A 25891-nucleotide genomic window follows, 5' to 3' on the forward strand; every position below is an offset into this window, starting at 1 on the left:
AGAATTCTGGCGGAGACGGTGCCACACAACCCAGCAAATCCGGGCTTTTGGTCATCGGGACCGTGCCAAGCTGGCACGATTACCCGTGACTTCACCTAATGTTGCGTTGACGCACTATGCGGCATCGCGTTCTTGCTTACCTTTCACCAGTCCCTTGAGGTCGTCGGCGATAATATGGCCGTAGCGGTCAGCGGTGATCTTCACGCTGCTATGCCCGGCGAAGCGGCTGACCAGAGTCAGGCTCTCCTTGTTCCGAAGCATGTCCGTGATCGTCGTGTGGCGCAAGGTATGGAACTTCACATCGTCGATGTTCTGCCCCGCCTTCTTCACGCCCTCACGGACGCGGCGCCATTTCCAATCCATCGTCGAGGTGTGCCACGGGAACAGGCGACCATCCGGCGACAGCATCCGCAGGAATGGAAGCATATCGACGATGGCCTGTGACGCCGGGAGCGTCTTGGCCTTGCCGTTCTTAAGCCGCTCGATCTTGTCGAGGCCGGTGCGAGCCAGTTCCGCCGGGGTGGCGTCACGGAAGCGCGGCCAAGCGATGATCGTGTCCCCGTCCCCATCGACGCTGATCCACTCGTCGCGAAGCATGAGGGCTTCACCCTTGCGGCAAGCGGTGTCGAGCAGGAACCTAACGAAGCACCCGAACCGCTTCCAATCGTTGGAAGGGTTCTCGATCTCGTAGTCGGCAATCACCTTGAAGATGGCGACAACTTCTGCCTTGTTCAGCGTCCGCTCTTGGATGTTGTTGACCTTGATCGACGGGAACGGCGGCTTGGCGAAAAGGATCGGCTTCTTGTCCGGTCCCTGCATCTTGGTCGCCTTGTCGAGCGCGCCCGACAGGACTTCAAGCTTGCGCTTCACCGTCGCCGGTGCAGCCCGTCCGCCCTTGCGTCCGCCCCGCAGAGACAAGATTTCGGCGATCTCTTCCAACCGGAAGGCGTGAAGCTCCGACAGCAGGTCTTCCCCGCAAATCTCCCGCAGGATTTTGGCGGTGGATTTCAGCGTGGCTTGGGACCGGTGCGTCTTCCAGATGGTCTTTTCGCAGTGGTCGAACAGGTCGTTGACGGTCATGCCCTTGGGCTTGCCCGCTTCATCCTTCTTCACGACCGGCTTGGCCACCTGTTCGGCGGAAATCCCGAGGGCGATTTGCGGCGCCATCATGATCGCTGTGCGCTTGTCGCGGGTCTTGGTCGAGACGCGATGGCGTTGGCCATCCTCTCCCTTGAACTCGACAATCCAGATGCCGTTCGGACGCTGCTTCACGTCCCATGCAGTCTCGATGTTAGCCTGATACGTCATTGTCTCCGTCCTTGCTCTGTCCAGTGGCTACGGTTCGACGGAGTTGGTTTGCGATGGCTTCTCCCTTTTCGGTCAGGCGGATGACTTTGCGGCGTTGGTCGTCTTCGTCGGTTTCGAGCTTGATCCAGCCCAGCCCATCGGGGTCGCGCTTGGTCGGCTCCATGAGCAGTTGATATGACCGGCCGATGGACTGGCCGAAGATCGGCTCGCCTGTGTTGTCGGTCCCCGCGATCTCCTTGAGGTCGCTGATGATGATCGACTTACCGAGGCTGTTGGCCTCGACGATCAGGACAAAGGCGTAGATTTGGCGCAGCGATGTGCGCGGCGGGATTTCATAGGCGATAATCTGCATCGCCTTCGCCAGAGCCATGAACTGGCCAGCCCCCTCCTTGAGTCGGCTTGGCGCCTTGAGGCGTTCACCATTCTCGACGACGGAGCCTTGGAGTTCTTCGGAGGTTTTGCGGCGACGGGGCATCTTCGGCGGTCCTTTAACGGGTCTGCCAAACGATTGCTCTGAGTCACCCATTTCCTCAATTGAAAACAGGGTTTGGATAGCGGCCTCCTGTGGTTGCTGAGAACCCCTATGTGCCACAGCAGGGAAGATGTGGTCAACGCAATTATGTGCGTTGTCACACTTCGCCGGTTGTGACCGGCGTTAAGCCCTCGCGCTCCCATGATAAGTAGAAGGTGCGAGAAACCTTCAAAGACAAACTGGCGCGACAGATCGCGCTTGAGGACGAGAGCCGTGCGCTCGGCGCCAGCCGATACCGTGCGCGACGCCCGCTGCCTTGGCGACATGAACCTTCCAGCACGGACGAGGAAGGCGACCTTCCGCCCGGCCGTCAGCTATTGCGTCTGGCCATCCAGCCCACCGCCGAAACGATCCGGTCGTTCTGCGACATCGTGAACCACGGCGGCGGCGCCCGCACCCCGGAAGCCGCTCTGATCCTCTCCAGTGTCGGCGCCGAAGAGGCCGCCTATCTGACCGGCCGCGTGATCCTTTCGGCCGCAGCCGAAGGCAAGAAGCTGACCGCGACCGCCATCGCCGTCGCCGACGCCATCATTGAACACAGCCAGATGGAGAGCCTTCGCCGCGCCCGCGCCGATGTCTTCAAGGGGGTGCTTCGCGTCCAGTCGCACGGCGTCCGCTCGGCCAAGATGAAGCGCAAAATCCAGAACGTCATGACCGAACATGGCGTGGATCAGTCGTTCCCGCTGGCCATGCGAATCCGCACCGGCGTCAAGGCAATCGAACTGTTCTGCGATGCGACCGGCCTATTCGCCATCGAGAGCCAAGGCCAGCGCACCAAGTATGTCCGCCCGACCGAAGCCGTTCACAAATGGCTGGAGCAACAGCACGCCCGCTGCGAACTGCTGGAGCCGATCAACCTCCCGATGATCGTGCGTCCGCGCCGTTGGTCGTCGCCGTTCAAGGGCGGCTACGTCACCAAGCAGCCCGGCAACCGCCTCGTGAAACAGGCGAACGCCGCCTATCACGATCAGCTTCGCGATCACATGATGCCCGGCGTCTACGATGCCGTGAACGCGGTGCAGGAGACGGCGTGGAAGATCAACGCCCCCATCCTCGCGATCATGCGCGAAATCTGGGACGGCGGCGGCGTCCTCGGCGATCTCCCGGCGCGCAATCCGCAGCCGATCCCGCCGCGCCCGGCCGACTACGCGGAAAACGAAGAGGCCGCCAACCGCTGGAAGCGCGAGGCGTCGGACATCCACGACCTCAACGCCAAAAACGTCAGCCAACGGCTGGCCCTGTCGCAACGCCTGTGGGTCGCGACCAAGTTCGCGGACGAGGAAGAAATCTACTTCCCCCACTCGGTGGATTTCCGAGGCCGCGTCTATCCCCTGTCCACTGGCGGGCCTAACCCGCAGGGCGATGATGTCGCCAAGTCTCTCCTGACCTTCGCTAAGGGCCAACCAATCACGCATGACGGCGCCCGCTGGCTGGCGATCCACCTCGCCGGTCTGTTCGGCATCGACAAGGTTCCGTTCGAAGAGCGGGTCCAATGGGTCTACGCCAACCAATCCGCTATCCTCGACAGCGCAACCGACCCGCTCGACGGGCAAAGGTTCTGGGCCTCGGCCGACAGCCCGTTCATGGCTCTGGCCGCCTGTATGGAATGGGCGGGCTACGTCAACGAGGGCGCCGACTACATCAGCCACCTCCCCGTCAGCCTCGACGGGTCAAACTCCGGCCTCCAACATTTCAGCGCGATGCTCCGCGATCCCATCGGAGCCAAGGCGGTCAACCTCGAACCGGGCGACCGCCCGCAGGACATCTACAGCGATGTCGCCCGCGACGTTCAGGCCAAGGTCAACGACAGCTACGACCCAGACGCCACGGCGTGGAAGGGCAACAAGGTCACGCGCAAGATCACCAAGCGTCCGGTGATGACCTTCACCTATTCGGCCACGAAATACGGCTACTGCGACCAAATCCTCCAGACCCTTCGCGAGATCGACGGCGAGGGTCAGCCCTACCTCGACGCCGACAACTATCTGGCCGCCCGCTACATGGCGGCCGAAATCTGGGACGGCGTTCAGGGCACTGTCGTCGCCGCCGCAGAGGCCATGGCTTGGCTGCGAACCGTGGCGTCGATCATGACCAAGGCGGGCGTCCCGATCCGCTGGACGGCGCCGACAGGCTTCCCGGTTCTCCAGACCTACGCCAGCCGCAAGACCGGCCGGGTGGTGGTGACATACAAGGGCCAGCGCATCCGGCTCGAAACAAAGATCGAGCAACGCAAGCTGGACTCCAAACGTCAGGCCAACGGCATCAGCCCGAACCTGATCCACAGCATGGACGCTTCGCACCTCATGGGCGTGGCCAACCGCTGCTACGACCTCAACATCCGCTCGCTGGCCGTCGTCCACGACAGCTTCGGCGTCCACGCTGCGCGCGCATCCGAACTGCGAGACATCCTCCGCAACACCTTCGCCGATCTCTACGAGACGAACTGGCTTGAGGTCTTCCGAGAAGAGTTCGTCTCGCAGCTTCCGCCAGAATGGGCCGACCAAATCCCACCGGTCCCGACCCTCGGCGACTTCGACATCCAGAGCGTTCGCCGCTCGGACTATCTGTTCGCTTGAGCCGTCAGCCCGCTATTGAACAACCGACCCAATCCCATGAACCCTCTTCCCTCAATCGGTGATCGCGTCCGCACGGAATCGACGATCGCCATACTGCGCGAGCCAGCATTCGAACTGCTCTCCCGCATCCAAGACGCCAATCCCTCGGATCAGGTCCGCGCTCTGTTTCTGGTTGCTGCCGTGATCTCTGACGCCATTGGCATCGACGGCCACGACGCCCTGAACAGCGCGAAGCGAATGCTCTCGACGGCGGAGGGCCCGCACACCGTCCACGTCCAAGCGATCCGCGACTATGCTGACGGCGAGTTGCGCCGGATTGATTGAAGCCTGATCCGTCAGTCTTCGTCGCACTGGCCCGGCTGATGCAGTCAGACGCCGCGCACTTCCTCATGCCGCTCGACTTGGCCGACGAGGCGTCCGCGTGGCTCCTGTCGCAGTGCATCCAGCACGACTTGAACGACCTCTACATCATGGGTCGTGAGTTTACCGCAGGAACCCTGATCTCGATTGCCGATCCAAAAGGCGCGCTGGCATTCAGGTTGTGGGGGTCTGAGCATGTCGTCGGGCCTGTCGCTTTCGGTTAGACACCACCCGCTGACATCGTTGGCTGCACGTCTGCTTCGGCTTGCCGACCCTCATGTAGGTGAAGACGGAAGCGCACCCGACGCACCTCGCCGTGGTCTCAAGTCCCGCGCCTTTGGCTTCGGGCATTCCGGTTGACCGTCTTTTCGCAGCCGAAGCTTTGCACCGGTCGTTGCAGAAGCGTTTCGCCTGCGACGACAGGGGAAGTTCGGTGCCGCAGTAGGCGCATCCACCTTCGTCTTCGCTGAGAAGACGCGGCTTTGGCTCGTCCACGTCAACCGTGTGTGCAGCCAGCAGTTCTTCGATCCTTTCGGCCCACCGGCCCTCACATTTCAGCATCAGCGATTCTACCGCGATGCCCCTCCCAAAACCATTTTCTCGAAAGGGCAATCGCCATGAATTTCGTCCGCGATTACATCCTGCCGCGCTTGAAAGAGCGCAGCACCTATGTCGGTCTCGTCGCTCTGGCGACCGCCTTCGGCATCGCCGTTGACCCCGCTTACGTCGATGTCGCTCTGGCTGTTGGCGCCGCAATCGGCGGCGTCATCGGTATCGTCTGGAAGGACACGCCCGCCGCGTGAGCGACCGTCACAAGCCCACCGCCCATGGTGCGGACAGCACCTTTCCGACCAACATTCCCGACCTGATGCTTTGGCTCGACAGGCATTGTCCCGAGCCGATGCCCCGCCCCGGTCAGACGATTGAGGAAGTGATGTTCGCCGCTGGCCGCCGCGATTTCGCGCGTCAGATCAAACGCCATTTCGAACGGTCTCTTAAGCGGCCGAACGCCCTCTAAGGAGACCGGCCCATGTGCTCCCTCTTCAAGAAACCGAAGGTCGTTTCGGCGCCAGTTGCGGCTGACGCGCCCATCCTTCGCAACCCCTACCTCGACGGTCTTGATGCCGTGGTTCGTGCCCGACAAGGCGGCGTCCGCTCTCTGACCATCCGTAAGGCCACGCCCGGACAGGCGACGACTGGAAACCCAGCCGTCACACCGGCCCCGGCGACGCCCGCTCCCGCACCCTCCACCGGTGGCGGCCAGACTGGCGCCCCACGGGCGCAAGCTGAACTCCTGTCTCGGCTCCCCGGCGCCCCCGGCCTGATCGGCAAACACCTTCTCTCGAAAGTCTAACCACTCCGCATGAAGTCCGCAGCAGCGCGGTTCAGCGCGCTGTCTGTCGCCCGCACGTCCGTTCTGGATAAAGCGCGTGAGGCTTCGCGCCTGACCATTCCCGGCCTGATCCCAGAGATCGGCCAGAACGAACACTACAGCCCGACCCAACCCTATCAGTCGGCGGGGGCGCACGGCCTCCGCAGCCTGTCGGCGCGGTTGCTGGCGACCCTCTTCCCGACCTCGGTTCAGTTCTTCCGGCTGGAACTCGACGCCTTCGCGGCGGCCCAACTTCAAGCCGACAAGAACGATGTAGACACCCGTCTCTCGCAGGTGGCTGAGACGACCGCCGCGATGATGGACGACCTCAAGGTTCGTCCCGCGCTGGCAGAGGTCATCAAGCAACTGATCGCGGCGGGCAACGTCGTCGCCTACCTGCCGCAAGACCGTTCCCCTCGCGTCTATCGCATCGACCAGTTCGTGTTGAAGCGCGACAACTACGGTCAGTTCACCGACATCATCATCCAAGAGAAGGTCTGGCCTTCGACCCTGCCCGAGGACGTTCGCACCGCCCTCGGCATCAAGCTCGACCCGAATAAGGACGAGCAGCAGATCGACGTTTACACCGTTGTCGAGCAGCGCGACGGCAAGGTCACGCACTGGCAGGAGATCGACGGCAAGACCGTCCCCGGAACAAAGTCAGACGCGATCCCAACCGATCAGGCTGGATGGCTCGCCCCGCGATGGACCGTCGTTCCCGGTAGCGACTATGGCCGCAGCCACGTCACCGAATATCTCGGCGACCTTCTGTCGATGGACGACAACTACAAGGCCGTCACGCAGTTCGCGGCCATCGCCTCTCGCGTCGTCACGGTCGTCAGTCCGAACTCTTCGCTCGATGTCGCTGAACTCGCGAAGGCGGAATCCGGCGACTACCTCTATGGCGAACCCGAAGCCATTCAGACGCTCGGTCTGAACAAGTCGCAGGACTTCGCCGTCATCAAGGATGTGACGGCGACCATTGAGGCGCGGGTCAAGGAAGCGTTTCTCGTCGCCAACTATCGCGACGCAGAGCGTGTCACAGCCGAGGAAATCCGCAGCCAGTCCGAAGAACTGGAGAACGGCTTGGGCGGCACCTTCTCGGTGCTGGCGTCCGAACTCCAGCAGCCGATTGCATCGCGCTATCTCTACGTCGCCGCACAGCGAAACCTCATCCCACCGATCCCTGACGGCATCCGTCCCAAGATCGTGACGGGTCTGGCTGCGCTTGGTCGAGCCGCCGAGGTCAACCGCCTCCGCACGTTCGCCGCCGACGCCATCCAAATCCTGACGCCGCAAGTCTTCGCCAGCCTCGTGAACGCCCCCGCGTTCTTGAGCCGCCTTGGCAATGAACACGGTGTCTCCAGCCTCGAAACCCTCCTGAAGACGGAGGAACAGATGGCCCAAGAGCAGCAGCAAGCCATGGCGCAACAGGCCATGCAAGCCGCGACCCCGGCCATCACGGAAGCCGCCATTGGCGCAGCGACCCAAGACCCTAACCAAGGAACTTAATGAGCCTCGAAAGCCCGGTCACTGAGACCACCACGCCCGCTGATTTTTCGCAGATTCCGGCGTCGGCCTTCCCAGAGGGTGCAGACCCCTCGACCTACAAAGACTCCCTGTCGGCGCCGGAAACCCCGGCCAAGCCAGAACGCCCCGCCCACATCCCCGAGAAATTCTGGGATAGCGAAGCTGGCGTCATCCGCACTGACGATCTGGTGAAGTCGTATGCCGAGTTGGAAGCCAAGCAACGCTCTCCCAAGTCCGAGGAAAAGCCCGCTGACGAAGCGGCTAAGCCCAACGATCTGACCATCAAACCGGCGACGGAAGAGGCCCCGGCACAGGCCGAGGCCAACCCTGTCACGACTGCGTTTGAGTCATTCGCCAAGCACTACGAAGAGACGAAGGGGCAACCCGCCGAAGATCAGATCGCAGAGATCGTGAAGCTCGGCGTCCCGCAATCCGTCGTGGACAACTATCTCGCCGGTCTGTCGGCCATGTCCCAACTCGCATTCCAACAGGCACATGCGGTGGCGGGCGGCGAGGAAGTCTTCGACGCTGCAACGGATTGGGCTTCCAAGTCCCTGACCGCAGCCGAGATCGACAGCTACAACGCCCTCGTCTCCAACCCCACGACCGCCACACAAGGCATCGAATGGCTGGTGGCGAAATACAAGGCGGCCCGTCCGTCCGAAGGCTCGTTCGTCGAGTCGATGCCGGGCGCCGCAGTCGGTGACGTGTTCCGATCCAAATCGGAAATGGTCGCCGCGATGAAGACCGACCGATACCAGACCGACCGTGCCTATGTGGCCGAGGTCGCGGAAAAGGTCGCTCGCTCGCAAGCAGCGGGAACGCTGCTCTAAGCACCCCTAAGACCCTGATCGCTTGCCTCCATAGAGGCTCGCCAGCGGGGCCGCACAGTTCCCAGCGCAAACACGGAACTGACCGTCTTCGGACGGGCGGCCGGTGAAAGCCCGGCCTAACCCTTTCTCCCAAATCAAAGCGGAAACATCCGGCTGCGAAGAGGCCGGTTTCGACCGCACAACCTCATGCGCCAGCGGACTCCGATTGATCGACGGGAGCCAAAAACTCTCTCTCAATCAAGGAGCCTAATGGCTAACTCCACCCCATCGAACCCCGGCTTTAAGGCCGGTGGCGCCGCAGGAAACACCGACCTTCTGCTCGATATCTTCGGCGGCGAGGTCCAAGCATCCTATGAGCGCATGACCGTCATGCGCGACAAGCACCGCATCTTCTCGCTGTCCAACGGCAAGTCGCTGCGCTTCCCCCGCGTCGGCCGCGCGACCGCGACCTACCACACGCCGGGCACCGAGATCGTCGGCAAGCAAATCGACCACGATGAGATCGTGCTGTCGTCCGACGACAAGCTGATCTCGGACGTGTTCGTCTCCGACATCCAAGAAATCCTGAACCACTTCGACATCCGCTCGGAATACGTTCGCCAACTGGCCGAAGCTCTGGCCGTCCAGTTCGACCAGAACGCCATGCGCGCGGTCGTGAAGGCTGCTCGTGCGACCGACCTGCTCGGCGGCGGCGCCTCGACCCCGGTCGTGGATGCGGCTCTGCTCACGGACGCCACCAAGCTTTTCGAAGCCTTCTCCAAGGCCAAGGAAAACCTCGACGGCAAGAACGTCCGCGTCGATATGGTCGATGTGTTCGGTCTCGTGAAGAACGCCCAATGGTATCTGATGGCGCGCTCGGACAAGAACCTGAACCGCGACTACAACGGCGGTGACGCTTCGCTCCGCAAGCACACCCTCGAAACCATCGACGGCATCAAGATCATCAAGTCGAACATCGCACCGTTCGGTGCTGACGACTCGGCCAACCTGACGATCCCGGCTCGCTACCGTCTGAAGATGGGCACGACTGTCGGCGCCGTCTGGACCAAGGACGCCATCGGCACCGCCGAAGTCCAAGGCGTCTCGGTGCAGACCGAAGACCAGATCAGCAAGCAAGGCACGCTGATCCTCGCGCGTCAGATGACCGGCACGGACACGTTCCGCGCCTCGGATGCGGTCGAACTCCGCACCGGCGCCATCCCGGCCTAACGACCGGCAAACCGCCAAACCAGAAGGGCGCGCTCTCTCACGAGGGCGCGTCCTTTTTTTCACCTCGTTCCGAAGGAGACCGCGCCCATGCTGGCTGCGCCCATGACGGAACTTGAAGCCGTCAACGACATGCTGATCGGCATCGGCCAGCTTCCCGTCAACGCCATCATTCCCGAGATCGTCGATCAATCCATCGCGCTCGGAGAACTGAACAAGGTCGTTCGCGAAGTCTGCCTCTACGGCTTCAAGTTCAACACCGATGAGGATTTCGTCCTCTCCCCCGACATCGACGGATTCATCGCCGTCCCCTCTGGCGCCCTCGACATCGACCCGATGGACAAGGCCCAAGACCTGATCGTCCGCAAGCATCCGACGAAGGGCTTCGGCCTCTGGGATGCTGCGAACCTGACGTGGGTGATGGCCCTGCCGGTCAAGGTCCGCATCAAATGGTCCTTCACCTTCGACGCCTTGCCGGAAGCCGCTCGCGGATACGCCGTGATCGCAGCCGGTCGGAAGTTCACCGCGCGCGTCATCGGAGACCCTGCCGCTGATCGCTTCGGCGAAGAGGATCAACGCCGCGCATGGCTGACGCTGCAACGCCAGCAGTCCGCCTCGGCCGACATCAACATCTTCCGCGCCAACAAGGCTCTCGCGGCATCCCTCAACCGGCGTGGCCGGGCTTGGAGGTCCGATAAGTGAGCCTCGTGACCCGCTCGCTGCCGTCCCTTCACGGGGGCGTTTCGCAGCAATCGCCGCTGGTCCGCTCGCCCGATCAACTCGAAAGCCTGACCAACGGCTGGCCGTCCATCGCGACCGGCCTGACCAAACGCGCACCCTCCGAGATCATCGCCCGGCTGATGCCGACCGCGCCGGAAAACGCACACGTCCACACCATCAACCGCGACACCACTGAACAGTATGTCGTCATCGTCGCAGACGGTCAGATCAAGGTGTTCGACACCCTGACCGGCGAAGAGAAGACCGTCACCGCTCCCGGCGGATGGGGCTATCTCTCGACCGTCGAGGACTACAGCACCGACATCTCGGCGTTCAGCGTCGCGGATTACACCTTCATCACGAACCGCCGCGTGAAGTGCGCCATGGGCGCGCTCGGCGCCGATACCCAGCCCGATCCCGCCGAACAAATCTGGCTGAATCGCCGGATCGGCACGGACGCCAACGGTGATCCCTACGCGCCGGGAAGCACCTACAGCTATCCGCTGAACCCAGCTTCCGGCGTCATCACTGGCACGGTGCAGCGGTTCGACAAACTGCCGCCGGTTAATCAGGGCGACACGCCTCCGGCCGAAGGCGCGATCTACCGTGTCCAAGGCGACGAGACTGGCGGGTTCATGTCCTACTATGTCGTCCGTCGCGGCGGCGTCTGGGAGGAATGCGTCAAGCCCGGATTGGTCAATGCCATCGACTACAAGACCATGCCTCACGCACTGGTCCGCGATAGTGACGGCACGTTCGTCTTCGCCCCGTTCTCGTGGGCGCATCGCCGCGTCGGCGACACCGAGATCAACCCGAACCCCGGCTTCATCGGTCGCCCGATCCGCAAGGTCTTCTTCTATCAGAACCGCTTGGCGTTCCTCTACGACGAGAACTGCATCCTCTCGTGCGTCGGCGACTTCGGGAACTTCTGGCGGATGTCCCAGACCGACTATCTGGAAAGCGATGTGCTGGACGCCGGGGCGACCTCTACCAAGGTCTCGCCGCTGCTTGATGCGACCACCCACAATGACGGCATCCTGCTCACGTCCGACCAGACACAGTTCAGCATGTCGCATGGCGAACTCGGGCTGAACGCATCGTCGCTCGCGATCCGGCCGACGACGAACTACACCCTCAACACGTCCGCTGGCCTCGCCGCACTCGGCTCCGAAATCTACTTCGCAGTCGAGAACAGCGGGTATGCGAAGGTCATGGAATACACCCGGCTCGCCGGGGCTGACACGACCACGGCTTCGGACGTGACGGCGCATTGCGACCGCTACATCCCGGCTGGCGTTCACGACCTGATCCCGGCCGATGACCTGTCAGCCCTGTTCGTCCTGACGCACGGTGCCCCGAACAAGGTCTACTGCTACAACTTCTATTGGGCTTCGTCCGACGAGAAGCTTCAGTCGGCTTGGCACGAGTGGGACTTCGGACCCGGCGCCCGGATCGTCTCCGGTGCCTATCTCAAGGGCAACGTCTTCCTGACGGTCGAGCGCAACGACGGCCTATGGCTGGAGAAGGTCAACCTGACCGCTGGCTCGCGCCCGGCCCAGACCGCCCGACAAATCCATCTGGATCGTAGGGCGACCGTCACCGGCGAGTATCAGCAGACCACCAACATGACGCAGTTCATCCTTCCGTATCGCCCGGCCAAAGACCGGTTCGAGATCGTTCGGGGTGACGCCTTCACGGCCCGGCCTCAAACGCTGATCGACCCTTCGACCTACGTCTGGATCACAGACAATATCGTCGAGGTTCCGGCCAGCGAGATCACCGGTCCTGTCGTGATTGGGGAAGGCTACGAATTCGCGTTCGAGTTTTCGACCCAATACATGCGGACCCAGCGCGGCGAGGCCATCACGACCGGCCGCACCACGTTGCGGACGTTCAGCGTCAACTTCGTGGACACCGCCTATTTCAAGACATCGGTTGCGCCCTACGGCTTCAATCCGAATGTCGAAGAAATCCTGCCCGCCAAACTTTCGCAGTTCAGCGGCAAGACCTTGGGTGCCGCGAGCTTCCGTCTGAACGCCCCGGCCTACGCGACAGGGACGCACCGTTTTCAGGTTTACGGCCAGAACACGACGACCCGCATCCGCATCGCCAACGACACCCACGTCGCCTCGACGTTCGTCGCGGCCGAGTGGGAAGCTAACTACTACAACCGAGCGAGGGCCTAACGGTCCTCGCTTATTGCTTCGCTCTGGCGCGTTGCCCCGCCGCTGCTCTTTGTTCAGGGGTAAAAAGTTCAGCGATGTTGGCTGTGCTCATTTCTCCATACTGCCCGTCACAGAAACCTTTGACGATCTTGTCGCCGTTGGTGTCAGGGGCAGAAACCGTTCGCGCAGCCGACAGTTGGTTGGATGCCACCACTGACCCATTCGCGCGATAGCGATTAAGAGCAGTGAACGCCATCGCCCCATCTGAACAAGAGATGGAAACACGGGCGAGCATGTAATCCGTGTCACCGTCATCTTCTGGATGGAGTAGCCAAAAAGCGACCCATCCTGTGACAAGAGGGCCGTCAGCCCGGACAGACCCAAGGTCGATCAGTGTGACGCCTCCGCTGTTAGCGTTGACCGCCCGCCAGTCCGCTGCCGCCGCCGAACTCGCAATCGCCATAGCGGCGACCACGCCCAAAACCACACTTTTCATAAGCCCCTCCGTTCCGAGCGTCTTGCCATCGGAGAGGTAAACCAATCAACCAATGATCGAATTCCATGACCTCGCCGATGTATCGGGCGAACAGATTCACGACTGGCTCGACGCCATCGCGAACAACCTCCGGCCCGCTGATTTCGACGAGATCAGAGCGACCAATCCTCTCCTGACCATCGGTGATCCAGACCCGCTTCTGGTTCTAACGATGTCGGTCATGCAGAGCGAGGACGCTTGGGTCATCACCGACAACGGGGAGCCGATCTCCGTCTACGGCGCCGGGCCGTCCGACGATCCATCATCGGGGATCGTCTGGATGCTCGGCACACCGGGCATGGAAAGACCGAGGGCGAAGATCGCCATCGGCAAGGAGACCTACGCCGTCTTCAAACGCTGGCATCAACGCTGGCCACGTCTCTTCAACCACGTCGATGCTCGCAACAGCATGAGCATTCTCTGGCTGTTCCGCGCCGGGTTCGAGATCGAGGAAGTCGATCTCACCCACGGCCGGGAGAGCCGCCCATTCTACCTCATCAGCAGCATTCAGGAGGGACCAATCCATCTGTGATCCCGTGACTATCATGACGACCATCGCCGTCGTCGGGGCCGCGACCGAAACCATCGGTCAAATGCAGTCCGCCAAGGCGCAGCAGAAGGCCATCGACGCCCAGCTTGCCACCACCCAGCAGGAAATCCGGGTCGCCCAGACCGCCGAACTGAACGAGCGTCAGCGCGTCGCCCGAAAGGAACAGGCCCGCATCAAGGTCGCCGCCGGTGAAGCCGGTCTAAATATCGGCGGAAGCGTCGAAGCTCTCCTGAAGGACAGCCTCATGCAGACCCAACTTTCCGCCGAACGCACAAACCTCAACGCAGAGTCCCAGCAGCGCGCAGCCGCAGCCGAAGCCAACTCCATGTCATCCCGCATCCAGTCGCCGACCATTCTCGGCGCGGGCCTCCGCATCGCAACAGCGGGCGCCCAAGGATACTACGGCGGCAAGAGCATCAAGCTTCAGCAAGACGCAGCAGCCAACGGGCCGAAATGATCCATGGCTGACCTTTCCAGACAATCCCAGCGTCGCACGACGCAAGACCGCATCACGAACAACCGCGATTCGATCCTCCCCACCCGCCGCGAAGATCGCGTTGACCCGGTTCGCATCAACGCCTCGATGCGCGACGCCCAGCGCGGCAACAACCTCGACGAACTTCGTCGGTTCTTCGGCGGCGTCGAGGACACGGCTCAAGCCTTCTATCGCAACGACATCGCCCAGACCGCCAAGCAAGCCGAAGAGGACTTCGCTATCGGCACGACCGATGCTCTGTCGGGTGTAGAGTTGGACCCGGCCAAGGCCGAAGCCACCGCTTATCAGCGCGCCTATTACAGCGTCACGGCGTCCAACCGTCAGACGAAGTTCGAAACGGAAACCGCCCAAGGGCTGGACGATCTCATCAACGATGGGGCGACGGTCGAGGACATCGAGACCTACATGAACGAGCGGTCTACCGCCTTCATCGGTGAAGTCGGCGACTTGTTCGAAAGCCCGGAGGTCCGCCTTCAAGTCGGACAGCGGATGCAGCGTTGGTCGAACGATCTGAACGCTCGCGCCTCCAGCGTCCTGCAAGAACGCACCGACCGCGAAATGCTCGACATGACGACCGGCGAAGTTCAGGCCGCGCTTGGTCGCGGCGAAGGCATCGACCTTCTGGCAACCGTGGGCCGCCTCAAAGAGGCGGGCCTTGATGGCGTCGCCGTCCAAGATGAAGTCGTCAATGCCGTCGTGGCCTACGCCACCCAGACCGGCGATCTGACCGGACTTTACTCGCTGCTCGACACCCGTCGTCCAGAAGATGTCGCGGCCGAAATTGAAGAGGCTCGCACCACGGCCAACGCCGCTTCGACCATCGAAGGCGAACCGCTTCCGTCCGTCACGGCTAAACCTGCTCCGGCGCCCACTACTCCCGCTCCGGCCTCGACCTACATCATGCCGCTGAAAGGCCGCGTGACCTCGGGCGTGGGCGCACGTCGCGCGCCGCTTCGCGGTGCATCGACGGACCATGGCGGCATCGACATCGCCGTTCCGATTGGGACGCCTGTCGTCGCTCCGGCCGATGGCGTCGTCGAGTTCGCTGGCCCCCGTGGTCGCGGCGGCAACACGGTCCTGATCCGTCACGCAGATGGTCGCGTCACTGGCTACGCCCACCTCGACAGCATCAACGTCAAGGCGGGTGATCGCGTGTCGCAAGGCACCGCCTTCGCAGCTTCCGGCAACACCGGCAACTCGACCGGCCCGCATCTGCACTTCTCGGCTCGCGACGCGGAAGGGCGCCGCATCGACCCTCGCTCCATCGTCGGCCAGCCCGCCCAGAACGCGGCGGCTGATCCCTCGGCTCCGGCCGTGGAAGTGGCCGATGCAGACACACCGGCCCAACGCCGCGCCCGCGCGCCCGGCGCATCGGTCCTGACCTCGGCTCAACAAATCCGCGTCTTGAACGCGATTGAAGGCGTGGAGTCAGACACCGAACGTCGGACAGAGAAAGCTCGCCTCGAAGCCAAGGATGACCTGACACTCGACCTCTACAACCGTTCGCTTCGCGGCGAGAACGTGGACGAGGCGATCCAGACCGCACAGTCCCGTGGTGTTCTCGAACCCGGCGAAGCTATGACCTTGCGCGGCGCCTTCCGCGACTTCCGCAATACTGTCGCGGACGGCGAAGAGAACGAGGATGTCATCCTCAACTATGCCAGCCGCTTCGCCGTGGCGGAACCAAACTATGCAGCAATCGGCGCCCAAGCTGACCGCGACTACAACGCGGGACGTTTCGGCACAGGCCGCAATGCGACCCGCGCCTATCTCGCGGTCAAGGAGCGTGTGGCCAACGGTTCGCGTCAGTCCGCCATCATCCCGCCCGAGGAACGTCGCACCGCTACCGTCGCCCGATCCTACGTCGGATCGACCCTCGGCGAACTCGTGGGAGAAGGCGCACCACCTGAACGCCGCCGTCTCGGCGCCGAAGCCCAGATCGAATGGGAACGTCGCGTCGCCAGCGGCACCCCGCCCATGGCAGCGGCTGACGCGATCATCGCCGAATATACCCCCCGACTCTCACGACGCTCCACGGCTTCACCCGGTGGAAACACCCGCGCTCCCGGCGCGACGCGCGCGCCCGGCTCAACCCAGACGGCCAGCGCGAGCGGTGTCACCCGCGTCGATAGGAACGGCAACATCATCCAAGGAGACTAATGGCATCCATCCGCTTCACCGGCCCTGACGGGCATGTGTTCGAGTTCGAAGAAGGAACCCCCGAACACGTCCGCCGCGCCTTCATTCAACGCCACTACGGCACGTCCGCCGAACAGAACAACAGCCGCCAATCGGCGGCTGTTGCCCTCTCTGCTCCGAAAGACAAACGCAGCCTCGGCGAGCGACTTGGCGACGTTCTCTCTAACACCGTGAACACCGGCTTCATCGCTGAAGGCTGGCGGGCCGGTCTGGATGACACCGCCGACTACATCGAGGCTGGACAGCGAGGCGACCACAAGGCTGCGATGAAGGTCAATGACCGCTTCACACTGAACCCTATCCGACTCGTCTCCCGCCTCTACAACTCGGTCGGCGTCCTGACCGACATGACGCAGAACACGCAGGACACCCGCACGGCGGCTGACGATTGGGTCGGGCGCGAGCGCGCCCGTCGTCAGGAGTTTGCTCAAGCCTCTCGTGACGATCCGTTCTGGGAAGCTGATGGCGGCATCGTCGGAAAAGCCCTTCACGGCGGCGCCGCTCTGCTCGGCACCCTCGGCGGTGCTGCAATCGACCCGACTTCCTACATCACAGGCGGCACGTCCGTTGGTGCGAAGATCGCCGTTCAGTCTGCTGTCGCGGGCACCGTGGACATCCTCGCCCAGATGGATGCGACCGGCGTGACGCAGGATCGCTACGACGTTCTACAGACGGTTCTTTCGGCCGGTGCGGGCGCAGTGTTCACAGGCGCCTTTGAAGGCGCCGGCGCCATGGTCAAAGGTCGGGGCAACGTCCGCGCCCGCGTGGATGCGGACCTCCGCTCCGACCCGGTGAACCTTCCGCAGACCTTCCGCGACGAACTCGACACGGCCGATGCGATCTCCCTCCCCGCTCTCACGATGGACGACTGGACCTTCCGCCCGACCCAACAGGGTCCGGTGTCGGCCCTGCCGATGCGCGTCGAGGCTCTCCGTGCCGAACGCATGGATGGACCGCGTGTAGACGGCGCCGACGCTGGCCCGGATATCAACCCGGACTGGACCAAGGGCATGTCGCCCGAACGTCTCAAGGCCGTGACCGAACACCTCGACCGCCTCAAGGGCTACATCAAGCCGGAGCAAGTCGAACTGTTCGTCCGCTGGGCGGGCAAGGAAGCCGTGGACCTCGCGGACGATCCGTCGCCGCACTGGAACCAAGAGATTTTCGATTTCGACAAGCTGGCCAACGAGCCGGAGAAGTTCGAGGAAATCGTCGGCGTCATGGCCCAAATCTTCAAGCCGCTCTACGACGCGGCCGGAGACTCGAAGAAGACGTGGCAGTCCGTCCGCGACCGTCAAGCAGCGTTCGGCGTGACCGTTTCCGACGTGGTGAAGGCGCACAGCGACATTACCGGCGAGAACGGGATCGCGGCCAAGATGCACGCTCTGGAGACGATTTCGATCCAGCACACCGACCACCTCGTGACCAAGATGGGCGAGCTTGAGAAGTCGCTGAACGACGGCAACTTCAACGCCAACCTCGTCGGCGACGTGGCTGCTCAACTGCAAGCGACCGTGATGTTCGACGCCATGGCGGCGGGCGCCAAGTCCGAGATCGGCCGCGCGCTCAACATCATGAAAATGGCCAAGCAGCGCGCCCGGATCGTCAATGACATTCAAGGCCAGATGGACCTCATGTCCGATGCCCTCGGCACCGGCGAGCTTGATCCGAAGGCTATGGCCGAAGCCCTCAAGAAACTACGCGAAGCCTATGGCTCGGGCGGCGAACGCGCCTTCAAGGACGAACTTCGCAAGGGGCGTCACATGGGGTGGGACGACTATCTCTCCTACTACATCGTCGCCGGTTATCTGACGACGCCAGCGACCGCCGTCCGCAACGCAGTCGGGTCGGTTCTCCATGCGTCCATGACGGTCGGGGAACGCTACATCGCAGCGGGCATCACCAGCCCGCTACGTCGTGGCCTCGGCGGGAAACGCACATCGGCCGAAGGCGTCACTTTCCGTGAGGCCAACGCCTATCTGTTCGGCATCCATCAGTCGTTTGTCGATGCGGCCAAGGCTGGATTCAAAGCCTTCGCTCACGCGGCTCCCCAGTCGGACATTGAAACGTCCGTGGGTCGATACGCCATGGCTCAACCTTTCGAGTTCAATGCGGCTCGCCGGGACAAATGGAAGAAGGGCGGCATCGGCGTCATCCCCGACATGGCCATGACCGGCCTGTTCGGAACGCTCCGCACCCTCGGCATTCGCCCGTCTCTTGGGATGGACGAGTTCACAAAGGTCATGACGCGCCGGATGCAGATCAACGCATTGGCGGCGCGTGAAGCCTCCTACCGTTCGGCTCGTCTGCGCGGCAAGGAAGCGGATCGCGTCTTCGCCAAGACCCTCGACGCTGTGACGCAACGGCCCACCGCCGAAGCCTTCGTCCGTGCGAAAGCCGAATTCGATGAAGTCGGCGAGACCTACGATCCGGCCAAATCCTATCTTGGTGACACCCGCCTTGAGGATGCAGCCGACGTGCTGGCCTCGGTCGATCTCCATGAAATGGCCAACGACTACGCCCGCCTCATGGCCTTCCAGAAGACCGGCCCGGCGGTCGAAGCCTTCGAAAAGGCGATGAAATACATCCCCATTATCAAGGCACTTTATGTCCCGTTCTTGAGAACCCCTCTGAACCTCGTTCGTGCTGGGATGGTGGACCGCAACCCGGCTCTGGCGTGGATCACAAAGGAGAACCGGGCGGCCTTCAAAACCTACTTCGCGGCTCTCGACGGTCAGGAGAAAGCCCTGTCTCGTGGCGGCGCAGAAGCCGACATCGTGATGGCTCGAATGGTCAGCGGCATGGCTCTCATGGGAACCGCTGCGATGCTGTTCGCCAATGGCGATCTTGTCGGCAAGCGCACTCCGGCCGAAGAACAGGACGGCATCAAGTCCTATTCGGTTCGTCTCGGCGGGCGTTGGTATCAATACAGCACCCTCTCCCCGTTGGCCGAAATGATCGGCATCACGGCCGATCTCTATCAAACCATGCGAGACCGCGATCTCACCGACGATCAGGCGACCGCCATGGCGGGCGGCGTCGCAGGGGCGATCATGAACAACATCGTCAACAAAGCTGCGCTCCAAGGCGTCCGCGACTTCTTCGATCTGCTCGACCCGTCGTTTTCCAACACGGAATCCTCGCGCGGCACGGCAGTCACCAAGGCCGCCTTCAAGAAGCTGGGCGATTCTCTCGTCCCGGCCATCGTCCGCAACACGGCTCAAGCTCAAGACCCGGTGATGCGCGAAGCGTCAGAGTTCCTTGACTACTTCGCTCGCAACATTCCGATGCTCTCGGACAGTCTGCCCGAACGCCGCGACTGGTTGGGCCTCCCTATCGTCCGCAAGGATCGAGACGGCGGCCTGATCGAAGCTTTGGTCCAACCTCTCCGCGTGTCGGAGCGGGAGGATGACATGGTGCGTCTGGAAATCTCGGCACTGGCGCAGAACGATCCTGACTTGCTGATGGCGACGCGGCCCGCCGCGCGCTTCAACGGTCAGAATATCACGCCGAAGGAACACGCTCGCGTCCTGTCCATCCAAGGTCAGGAATGGCGCGATCCCTCGACCGGCCTGAACATGCACGAAGCCTTGGCCGAACTGGTCAACAGCGAGGACTACGCCAACTACAGCGACCCTCGGCGCGCGCAATCCATCAAGGACACCGTGTCCCGCTATCGCCGACTGGCGACGGCGGCGATCAAGCGCGGCGATTATCCCGACATGGACCCGATGCTTGACCGCACCGGCGCCGCACAGGCGCAGGATGTGGGCGAGAAGAAGGGTTGGGAGCCTTACCGGATCGAGAACAAGGCCCGGTCCTACGGCGTCTCGGACGATGCTCTCGCAAGCATCATGAACTTCGGCGCCGACTAAAACACCGCAGATAATCCACCCGGAATAGCCCGGTCGCTTTCGAGCGGCCGGGCCTTTCGGCGTGGCTCCCCGAAAGGATCAATGAGCTACCAAACCCGCGTCATCTACAACGTCGGGGAACGCCAGCGCGAGTTCGACCTCGCCATCCCCTACCTCGACAAGAACCACATCAAGGTCGCCCTAAACGGCTCCGCGCCGTTTTTCGAATGGGTCTCCGACAGCCGCATTCGGCTGACCTCTCCGGCAGTCACGAACAGCATCCTCAAGATCAGCCGCGTCACCCCGATCTCGGCCGCAGCCGTCGAGTTCCAGAACGGCGCCACCCTGACGAAAGAGGAACTGAACCGCGCTGTCCTCCAGCTTCTCTACCGCCTTCAGGAGCAAGACGACTTCCTGAACGACAGTCTCGACCGCGCCATGGTCAGGCTCGGCGATCACCTCGGCGTCGTCACCACGCCCGACGCGATCATGGACGAACTGCTCCGGGTCTCGGAGTTGGGCGACGACCTGCTGAACCGGTTCCGCGACGCCCTCGCGAGCATCGACCTCAACGCCGAAACGATCATCAGCAACACCCTCTCGCTGTCGAACCAAGCGTTCCGCATGGACAACCTCACGGCTGTCGTGGACGCGCTCGCCAACCTTGAAGACGGCACTGGTCTCGCGACTATCATCCAGAACGAGGCGCAGGCTCGGTTGGATGGCGACCAAGCCTTGATCGACACGCTCAGCCTGTTGGGCGCCAAGAGCGGCGACAACCTCTCCTTCATCCTCGACCTCAACAAGATCAGGACATCGCCGACCGAGAGTCTGGCGCAGCGTTTCAGCGCGCTCTACGCGGCTGACGCCAACGCCCTGTCGGTCATCCAGAACGAACAGACGGCCCGAACCAACGCCATTGAGGCGGTCACGCAGACCCTGAACACACAGGGTAGCAAGATCGCCGACAACGAGGCGGCTATCGCCAATGAGGCGACGACGCGGGCGACCGCGATCTCGGCCGAAGCTCAAGCTCGCCAAGCCCTGTCGGCCACCATCCCCGGCCAGATCAACGCCGCTGTTATGGCGGAAACCAACGCCCGCGTGGCGGCGGATCAGGCCGAGGCCCAAGCCCGCCAGTCATTGGCTGTGCAGGTCGGAAATAACTCGACCGCGATCCAGAATGAGGCGACCGCTCGGGCCAACGCTGACGGCGCCATCGCACAACAGTTCGCTGTCCTCGGGGCGTGGCGGAATGGTCAGTCGGCCTTCGTCCTCGACCTGAACAGGGTCGAAGTCGGGCCGGGCTGGACGCTCGGCACCCGCCTGTCTGGCATCGACACCTCCATCGGCAACGTCTCGGCGTCCGTGGTCGATGAACGCACCTCCCGCATCAACGGTGACAACGCGCTCTCGCAGACGCTCCAGACCGTGCAGAACACGGTGGGCGGCCACACTGCGTCGATCACCTCGCTCCAACAGGTGACGAACGGGATCAACGCTCGCTGGACGGTGGCCCTTAATTCGAACGGCCACATCACCGGGATTACCGCGAACAACAACGGCTCGTGGGGGACGCTCTCTTTCGTCGCCGACGAGGTGGGCTTCGTGGCGCCGGGCGGCGGGACACCGGTAAAGGTCATGTCGATTGTGAACGGTAAGGTCCGTTTCAACTCGAACGTCGAGATTTTCGGCGACCTTCTCGTCACTGGTTCGATCACCACACCGAAACTTCTCGAAAACTCTGTCACCCGCATCGACTCCGTTTCGATGGCTGGCTGGCGATACGGCAACAACGTCAAACAGAACGCCATCACCTACACGGTGGACCTGCCATATGCCGCAAAGCTGATCTGCCTCGCCACCGGGACGCAGAGCTACACCAGCAACGAAAGGGCTTGGCACTTCGACATCACGGTCAACGGCGTCGCCGTCACTGGCGTCGGCGGCTCGGGCGCCCGCACCGACTCCGTGTCCACCTCCGGCTACGCCAACCTCGGCCCCGGCCAGCACACCGTCACGATCAACTGGCTCGGTGGGGACAGCACTCTGCGCCTCGTGGCGTCCAACCTCATCATCATGGCGGTTTTCAAATGATCTATGTAATCGGCAAACTCGGCGAGCCTCGCATCTACCTCACCACTGACGATCCGGCGTCCGCACAACTGCAATGTCAGGAAGGCGAGACGGCGGTTCAGATCGACGCGGTTCCAGTCTTCGAAATCCCACGGGATTTCCGATCTCAACGCAATGCGCTCTTGTCTGCCTCGGACTGGACGCAGATGGCTGACTCCAACCTTTCACCAGAACGTCAGGCCGAATGGGCAACCTATCGGCAGCGTCTTCGTGACCTCGATCTGACCGTCGAGCCTGATTGGCCGACGCCCCCGGCTTGGTGAAGTGACCGGCCTTAAGGGGCCGGTCGCCCGTCTAAATACAACTACCTTCCAACAATCTCAGGAGACGCATGTCCCAACTTCCGACCGCTGACCAGCAGCATCAGAACCTTCTCGCTCAAGAGCAATCGACCCTCGCCGAAAAGGCGCAACTGCTCGAACAGCTTGAGCAAACGAACGCCGTTTTGGCCAGTATCCGCGCCGCCCTGCAAGGCATTCAGCTTGGCGCCGCCATCGCAGCAGAGCGCACCGCCGCTGCTTTGAAGGAAGCCGAAACCTCGGCCCCGACCAAGGAGTAAGGGGATGAGCGGGCTGAACCCTCAGTTGGCCCAGCAAGTCCAAGACCTTCTTGAAAAGACGAAGCAGCAGAACGCTTTTCTCGCTGCTTGGCTGGGTGGCTCGCCGACAGGCGGACCCAACTCTGACGGTCGCTATCCTTTCAAGGATTTGGCCGGTGGAGAAATCCTCGTTCCATCGCCCGCGTCCTTCAACGACATGGTATCCGGCCCGGCGGCTCTTGCCGTCGCGGCGCGGGTAGCATCGGACCTCGCGCGCGATCTCGCTCAAGGTCATGCAGACCGGGCCAACGATCAGCGCATCCTCTCGGAAGCCGCGCGCGGCGCCGCCGTCGAGGCGCGCAATCTCGCGCAGCAGCACATGAACCATGCGGGCACGAGCGAGGCTAACGCCCGCCATTGGGCGGAACTGGCGCAGTCTAAAAGCGAAGGTTCGACCGCAGACCGCATCATCGTCGAGCAGCTTGCGGAACAGGTCGCGGACAACGCCGCACTGTCGGCTCAAGACGCCGAGGACGCAGCAGCGTCAGCAGCCTTGGCCGCGACGTTCGATCCCAACCTGTTCGACAAAAAGTCCGACACCCTGTCGGCGACGCGCCTCGTTGACATGATCGACCCGGCGCGCATCCCTGTTCTGGTCGGGCAGACGCCCGTCGTTTCGACCGGCGGAATCCCGAACCTCACAGCGCAGCAGCAGACCGGCGTCATGCCGGGAACTCTCGTCGCCACCACTGACGGGCGACGCTGGGTCTACTCGGGCACAGGCTCGAAAACGGCGGAAGCCAGCTACATCGAGCAGGGCGACGTGACGCCGATCTGGGATGTCATTGCCAACAAGCCCAATTACTTCCCGACCAACATCGCGAACGTCGCCGGGCTGCAATCGGCTTTGGATGCCAAGGCCCCGATTGCGAACCCGGTCTTCAACACGATCAACGTCAACGGAACAGTCTGGGGCTACAGCTTCGCGGCGAACTCAAGCCTCTTCTACCCGGACGGCAATCATACGGTCATCAAGACCGGTGCAGCGGGCGCGGAGAAATACTGGCGGTTCGATCAGAACGGTTGGCTCTACGGTTTGAGCGGCGGTCTTTACATCGCCACCAACGCCCATATCGCGGGCGATCAGTTGCGCGTCGGCCTGACAGACAGCGGCTCAAGAGCCGATCTTAATCGCGGGTGGCTCGAACTCCGCAACGACAGCAACGGCTATGGGCCATACATCGACCTCTCGGCTAACAACGCGGCCGATTATCATGCGCGCATGTCGTGGGCGGGAGCGCGGTTCGATCTGATCTCCACGACCTCCCTACAGATGTTTGCACGAGGGGCGAACAATCACGTCCGCGCCACCAGCGAGACCGGCAAACAGAACGGCGACGTTCTAACCGAAGGGGGCGCCGAGCAAATCCTTGGCAAGCAACTGACCTTCCCAAGCGGGAAGAATCCGCAAGACGCCGGGGCTGGTGCAATGCTGGAAGTTCGAGGCGAAGGCAGCGGCTATGGCGCGTGGATGAAGTTCCACCGGCCGGGCGCCTACGGAACCTACTTCGGCATGTTCGAGGACGGTAAGTGGGGATTCGGCGGCTGGTCCGCCGGGGCCACGATCTACGAGTTCTGGACCTCCAAGAACCTCGACGCCAACGGGTTGATGCGTCGCTACTGCGACGGCTGGAACACCACCACGGACGGCAACGAGCGGTTCTACTTCGCCACGAATGGACGGAGCTACTACCGCTCCCGCAGCGGTCATCAGTGGCGAAATTCAGCCGATCAGCCGATGATGACGCTGGAGAACGACGGAGTGTTGGATGTAGCTGCACACCTCGCTGTCCGAGGCTCCGCGATCAACCTTTACGGTGGTTCGCCGACGATCCGCTTCATGGATAGCGACAACCGCACAGCCCACATCCACGTCAACTCGAACCGTTTCTACGTCCTTCGCGGCGCAGGGACGAACGATAGCGGTTGGGCGACGGTCCCGAACAAGGGGTGGCCTCTGGAGATCGACCTTGAGACCAACCACGCCACATTCGGCGGCTCGATCTACCTGAACTCCGAATGGCTTCGTATCCATGGTCAGACCGGTGTCTATTGGGAAACCTATGGCGGTGGCTGGCACATGTCAGATAGCTCGTGGCTTCGTGCCTACGGCAGCAAAGGCATCTACACCGGCGGCCAAATCCGAGGCGGAACGGTCGTCGGCGAGTCCGATAGGCGCCTGAAAGCAAACATCGCGACAATCACCAACGCTACCCAGAAGGTCGAAGCCCTGACGGGCGTGACCTTCGACTGGAAGCGCACCGGATCGGCGGGCATGGGCTTCATCGCTCAGGACTTCGAACAGGTCATTCCGGCCCTCGTCACCGAGGACACGGACGGCATGAAGGGCGTCGAATACGGCCCCGTCGTCGCGCTGGTTGTAGAAGCTCTGAAAGAGACGAACGCTCGCGTCGCGGCTCTGGAAAACGGGAGAGTCTAATGGCTCTCCCGTCCTCCGGCTCGATCAGCATCGACGATATCAAAACCGAACTCGGCATCACCGGCGAACTGTCGCTGACCGATCAACGGGTGCGCGATCTGGCTGGCGTCCAGTCCGGGTCGCTCATTCTCCCGAACGATCTTTGGGGCAAGTCGGCCCGAACAGTGCGCCTCGTCATTACAGGCTTCGAACAGGTCAAGATGGGCTTCGGAGATTGGGGCCGTCAGCAATACGACAAGATCACGTTCGGGATTTCGGTCTCGCCTTATCTTGCGCCGACCTCATACGCTTGGGGCGGGGATGTCTTCGGAAACTCGGCAACTGCCGTGTTCATGGGACCGGCCTATCAAGTGATGGGCTACACCTACCAGAACTCGGGCAACGCCTACTGCTCTGTCGTCGTCGGCGGTCGCACCTACGAACTCTCGCTCGACTTCCAATACACCGCTGGCGATGCGGTCTAACCCTCACATCAACAATC

The 25891-nt window shown here is 62.4% G+C and carries 22 protein-coding genes; 19 read left to right on the forward strand and 3 right to left on the reverse strand.

Annotated elements, in window-relative coordinates; genetic code table 11:
• Nucleotides 1-114 precede the first annotated feature (114 nt).
• Both ABC419_RS11460 and ABC419_RS11465 read right to left on the reverse strand, forming a co-directional pair.
• The gene (locus ABC419_RS11460; RefSeq protein WP_412877429.1) at nucleotides 115-1308 is read right to left on the reverse strand and encodes a tyrosine-type recombinase/integrase; all 1194 of its coding nucleotides are present in this window, start codon (nucleotides 1306-1308) and stop codon (nucleotides 115-117) included.
• On the reverse strand, nucleotides 1292-1783 hold the full coding sequence (locus ABC419_RS11465; protein WP_412877428.1) for a winged helix DNA-binding protein: 492 nt from the start codon (nucleotides 1781-1783) through the stop codon (nucleotides 1292-1294). The genes ABC419_RS11460 and ABC419_RS11465 overlap by 17 nt, the downstream gene beginning before the upstream one ends.
• Before the next feature lie 212 nt (nucleotides 1784-1995).
• Here ABC419_RS11465 and ABC419_RS11470 point away from each other — a divergent pair, with 212 nt between their 5' ends.
• The 10 genes from ABC419_RS11470 (at nucleotide 1996) to ABC419_RS11515 (ending at nucleotide 12623) form a co-directional block, all read left to right on the forward strand.
• The gene (locus tag ABC419_RS11470; protein ID WP_412877427.1) at nucleotides 1996-4416 is read left to right on the forward strand and encodes a DNA-directed RNA polymerase; all 2421 of its coding nucleotides are present in this window, start codon (nucleotides 1996-1998) and stop codon (nucleotides 4414-4416) included.
• Nucleotides 4417-4452: 36 nt separating this feature from the next.
• Nucleotides 4453-4740 carry a hypothetical protein gene (locus tag ABC419_RS11475; RefSeq protein WP_412877426.1) on the forward strand — a complete coding sequence of 96 codons (288 nt, stop codon included), beginning with the start codon at nucleotides 4453-4455 and terminating at the stop codon, nucleotides 4738-4740.
• Nucleotides 4737-5000 (forward strand): hypothetical protein, encoded by a 264-nt coding sequence (locus ABC419_RS11480; protein WP_412878209.1) that lies wholly within the window; start codon nucleotides 4737-4739, stop codon nucleotides 4998-5000. Before ABC419_RS11475 ends, ABC419_RS11480 begins: the two co-directional genes overlap by 4 nt.
• A gap of 393 nt (nucleotides 5001-5393) precedes the next feature.
• Complete coding sequence (locus ABC419_RS11485; RefSeq protein ID WP_128116628.1) at nucleotides 5394-5579, forward strand: hypothetical protein; 186 nt, start codon at nucleotides 5394-5396, stop codon at nucleotides 5577-5579.
• Nucleotides 5576-5794: a hypothetical protein gene (locus ABC419_RS11490; RefSeq protein ID WP_412877424.1), complete on the forward strand. Its 219-nt coding sequence runs from the start codon at nucleotides 5576-5578 to the stop codon at nucleotides 5792-5794. The genes ABC419_RS11485 and ABC419_RS11490 overlap by 4 nt, the downstream gene beginning before the upstream one ends.
• Nucleotides 5795-6139: 345 nt before the next feature.
• Nucleotides 6140-7660, forward strand: a complete 1521-nt coding sequence (locus tag ABC419_RS11495) for a portal protein (RefSeq protein WP_412877423.1) — start codon at nucleotides 6140-6142, stop codon at nucleotides 7658-7660.
• Nucleotides 7660-8511, forward strand: a complete 852-nt coding sequence (locus ABC419_RS11500; RefSeq protein WP_412877422.1) for a capsid assembly protein — start codon at nucleotides 7660-7662, stop codon at nucleotides 8509-8511. The genes ABC419_RS11495 and ABC419_RS11500 overlap by 1 nt, the downstream gene beginning before the upstream one ends.
• A 249-nt stretch (nucleotides 8512-8760) precedes the next feature.
• Nucleotides 8761-9720 carry a major capsid protein gene (locus ABC419_RS11505; RefSeq protein WP_412877421.1) on the forward strand — a complete coding sequence of 320 codons (960 nt, stop codon included), beginning with the start codon at nucleotides 8761-8763 and terminating at the stop codon, nucleotides 9718-9720.
• An 87-nt stretch (nucleotides 9721-9807) separates the two neighbouring features.
• Nucleotides 9808-10419, forward strand: a complete 612-nt coding sequence (locus tag ABC419_RS11510) for a phage tail tubular protein A (protein WP_412877420.1) — start codon at nucleotides 9808-9810, stop codon at nucleotides 10417-10419.
• The gene (locus tag ABC419_RS11515) at nucleotides 10416-12623 is read left to right on the forward strand and encodes a phage nozzle protein (protein ID WP_412877419.1); all 2208 of its coding nucleotides are present in this window, start codon (nucleotides 10416-10418) and stop codon (nucleotides 12621-12623) included. Before ABC419_RS11510 ends, ABC419_RS11515 begins: the two co-directional genes overlap by 4 nt.
• A gap of 10 nt (nucleotides 12624-12633) precedes the next feature.
• Here the strand turns inward: ABC419_RS11515 and ABC419_RS11520 are convergent, their stop codons facing one another.
• A complete protein-coding gene (locus ABC419_RS11520; protein ID WP_412877418.1) occupies nucleotides 12634-13098 on the reverse strand; it encodes a surface-adhesin E family protein in 465 nt (154 codons plus the stop codon).
• Nucleotides 13099-13150: 52 nt separating this feature from the next.
• Here ABC419_RS11520 and ABC419_RS11525 point away from each other — a divergent pair, with 52 nt between their 5' ends.
• From ABC419_RS11525 to ABC419_RS11565, 9 genes are all read left to right on the forward strand, one after another.
• A complete protein-coding gene (locus ABC419_RS11525; RefSeq protein ID WP_412877417.1) occupies nucleotides 13151-13669 on the forward strand; it encodes a hypothetical protein in 519 nt (172 codons plus the stop codon).
• Nucleotides 13670-13682: 13 nt separating this feature from the next.
• Nucleotides 13683-14144, forward strand: a complete 462-nt coding sequence (locus ABC419_RS11530; protein ID WP_412877416.1) for a virion core protein, T7 gp14 family — start codon at nucleotides 13683-13685, stop codon at nucleotides 14142-14144.
• A gap of 3 nt (nucleotides 14145-14147) precedes the next feature.
• Complete coding sequence (locus tag ABC419_RS11535; protein ID WP_412877415.1) at nucleotides 14148-16343, forward strand: M23 family metallopeptidase; 2196 nt, start codon at nucleotides 14148-14150, stop codon at nucleotides 16341-16343.
• A complete protein-coding gene (locus ABC419_RS11540; RefSeq protein ID WP_412877414.1) occupies nucleotides 16343-20257 on the forward strand; it encodes a hypothetical protein in 3915 nt (1304 codons plus the stop codon). Before ABC419_RS11535 ends, ABC419_RS11540 begins: the two co-directional genes overlap by 1 nt.
• 81 nt (nucleotides 20258-20338) lie before the next feature.
• Nucleotides 20339-22333 carry a phage tail fiber domain-containing protein gene (locus ABC419_RS11545; RefSeq protein WP_412877413.1) on the forward strand — a complete coding sequence of 665 codons (1995 nt, stop codon included), beginning with the start codon at nucleotides 20339-20341 and terminating at the stop codon, nucleotides 22331-22333.
• Nucleotides 22330-22635 carry a phage tail assembly chaperone gene (locus tag ABC419_RS11550; RefSeq protein WP_412877412.1) on the forward strand — a complete coding sequence of 102 codons (306 nt, stop codon included), beginning with the start codon at nucleotides 22330-22332 and terminating at the stop codon, nucleotides 22633-22635. Before ABC419_RS11545 ends, ABC419_RS11550 begins: the two co-directional genes overlap by 4 nt.
• Nucleotides 22636-22703: 68 nt before the next feature.
• Nucleotides 22704-22931, forward strand: coding sequence for a hypothetical protein (locus ABC419_RS11555; RefSeq protein WP_412877411.1), 228 nt, complete (start codon nucleotides 22704-22706; stop codon nucleotides 22929-22931).
• A gap of 4 nt (nucleotides 22932-22935) precedes the next feature.
• The gene (locus ABC419_RS11560; RefSeq protein WP_412877410.1) at nucleotides 22936-25410 is read left to right on the forward strand and encodes a shufflon system plasmid conjugative transfer pilus tip adhesin PilV; all 2475 of its coding nucleotides are present in this window, start codon (nucleotides 22936-22938) and stop codon (nucleotides 25408-25410) included.
• Nucleotides 25410-25874 (forward strand): hypothetical protein, encoded by a 465-nt coding sequence (locus tag ABC419_RS11565; protein WP_128116624.1) that lies wholly within the window; start codon nucleotides 25410-25412, stop codon nucleotides 25872-25874. The genes ABC419_RS11560 and ABC419_RS11565 overlap by 1 nt, the downstream gene beginning before the upstream one ends.
• Nucleotides 25875-25891 lie beyond the last annotated feature (17 nt).

Source organism: Brevundimonas phoenicis (genome assembly GCF_047237745.1).
Classification (GTDB): domain Bacteria; phylum Pseudomonadota; class Alphaproteobacteria; order Caulobacterales; family Caulobacteraceae; genus Brevundimonas.

Bases quoted from the DNA above. Each gene is read 5' to 3' on its own strand.
- ABC419_RS11500 (WP_412877422.1), top strand. From the start codon at position 7,660: ATGAGCCTCGAAAGCCCGGTCACTGAGACCACCACGCCCGCTGATTTT.
- ABC419_RS11495 (WP_412877423.1), top strand. From the start codon at position 6,140: ATGAAGTCCGCAGCAGCGCGGTTCAGCGCGCTGTCTGTCGCCCGCACG.
- ABC419_RS11550 (WP_412877412.1), top strand. From the start codon at position 22,330: ATGATCTATGTAATCGGCAAACTCGGCGAGCCTCGCATCTACCTCACC.
- ABC419_RS11560 (WP_412877410.1), top strand. From the start codon at position 22,936: ATGAGCGGGCTGAACCCTCAGTTGGCCCAGCAAGTCCAAGACCTTCTT.
- ABC419_RS11525 (WP_412877417.1), top strand. From the start codon at position 13,151: ATGATCGAATTCCATGACCTCGCCGATGTATCGGGCGAACAGATTCAC.
- ABC419_RS11530 (WP_412877416.1), top strand. From the start codon at position 13,683: ATGACGACCATCGCCGTCGTCGGGGCCGCGACCGAAACCATCGGTCAA.
- ABC419_RS11555 (WP_412877411.1), top strand. From the start codon at position 22,704: ATGTCCCAACTTCCGACCGCTGACCAGCAGCATCAGAACCTTCTCGCT.
- ABC419_RS11485 (WP_128116628.1), top strand. From the start codon at position 5,394: ATGAATTTCGTCCGCGATTACATCCTGCCGCGCTTGAAAGAGCGCAGC.
- ABC419_RS11520 (WP_412877418.1), bottom strand. From the start codon at position 13,098: ATGAAAAGTGTGGTTTTGGGCGTGGTCGCCGCTATGGCGATTGCGAGT.
- ABC419_RS11545 (WP_412877413.1), top strand. From the start codon at position 20,339: ATGAGCTACCAAACCCGCGTCATCTACAACGTCGGGGAACGCCAGCGC.
- ABC419_RS11460 (WP_412877429.1), bottom strand. From the start codon at position 1,308: ATGACGTATCAGGCTAACATCGAGACTGCATGGGACGTGAAGCAGCGT.
- ABC419_RS11565 (WP_128116624.1), top strand. From the start codon at position 25,410: ATGGCTCTCCCGTCCTCCGGCTCGATCAGCATCGACGATATCAAAACC.
- ABC419_RS11540 (WP_412877414.1), top strand. From the start codon at position 16,343: ATGGCATCCATCCGCTTCACCGGCCCTGACGGGCATGTGTTCGAGTTC.
- ABC419_RS11465 (WP_412877428.1), bottom strand. From the start codon at position 1,783: ATGCCCCGTCGCCGCAAAACCTCCGAAGAACTCCAAGGCTCCGTCGTC.
- ABC419_RS11475 (WP_412877426.1), top strand. From the start codon at position 4,453: ATGAACCCTCTTCCCTCAATCGGTGATCGCGTCCGCACGGAATCGACG.
- ABC419_RS11535 (WP_412877415.1), top strand. From the start codon at position 14,148: ATGGCTGACCTTTCCAGACAATCCCAGCGTCGCACGACGCAAGACCGC.
- ABC419_RS11505 (WP_412877421.1), top strand. From the start codon at position 8,761: ATGGCTAACTCCACCCCATCGAACCCCGGCTTTAAGGCCGGTGGCGCC.
- ABC419_RS11510 (WP_412877420.1), top strand. From the start codon at position 9,808: ATGCTGGCTGCGCCCATGACGGAACTTGAAGCCGTCAACGACATGCTG.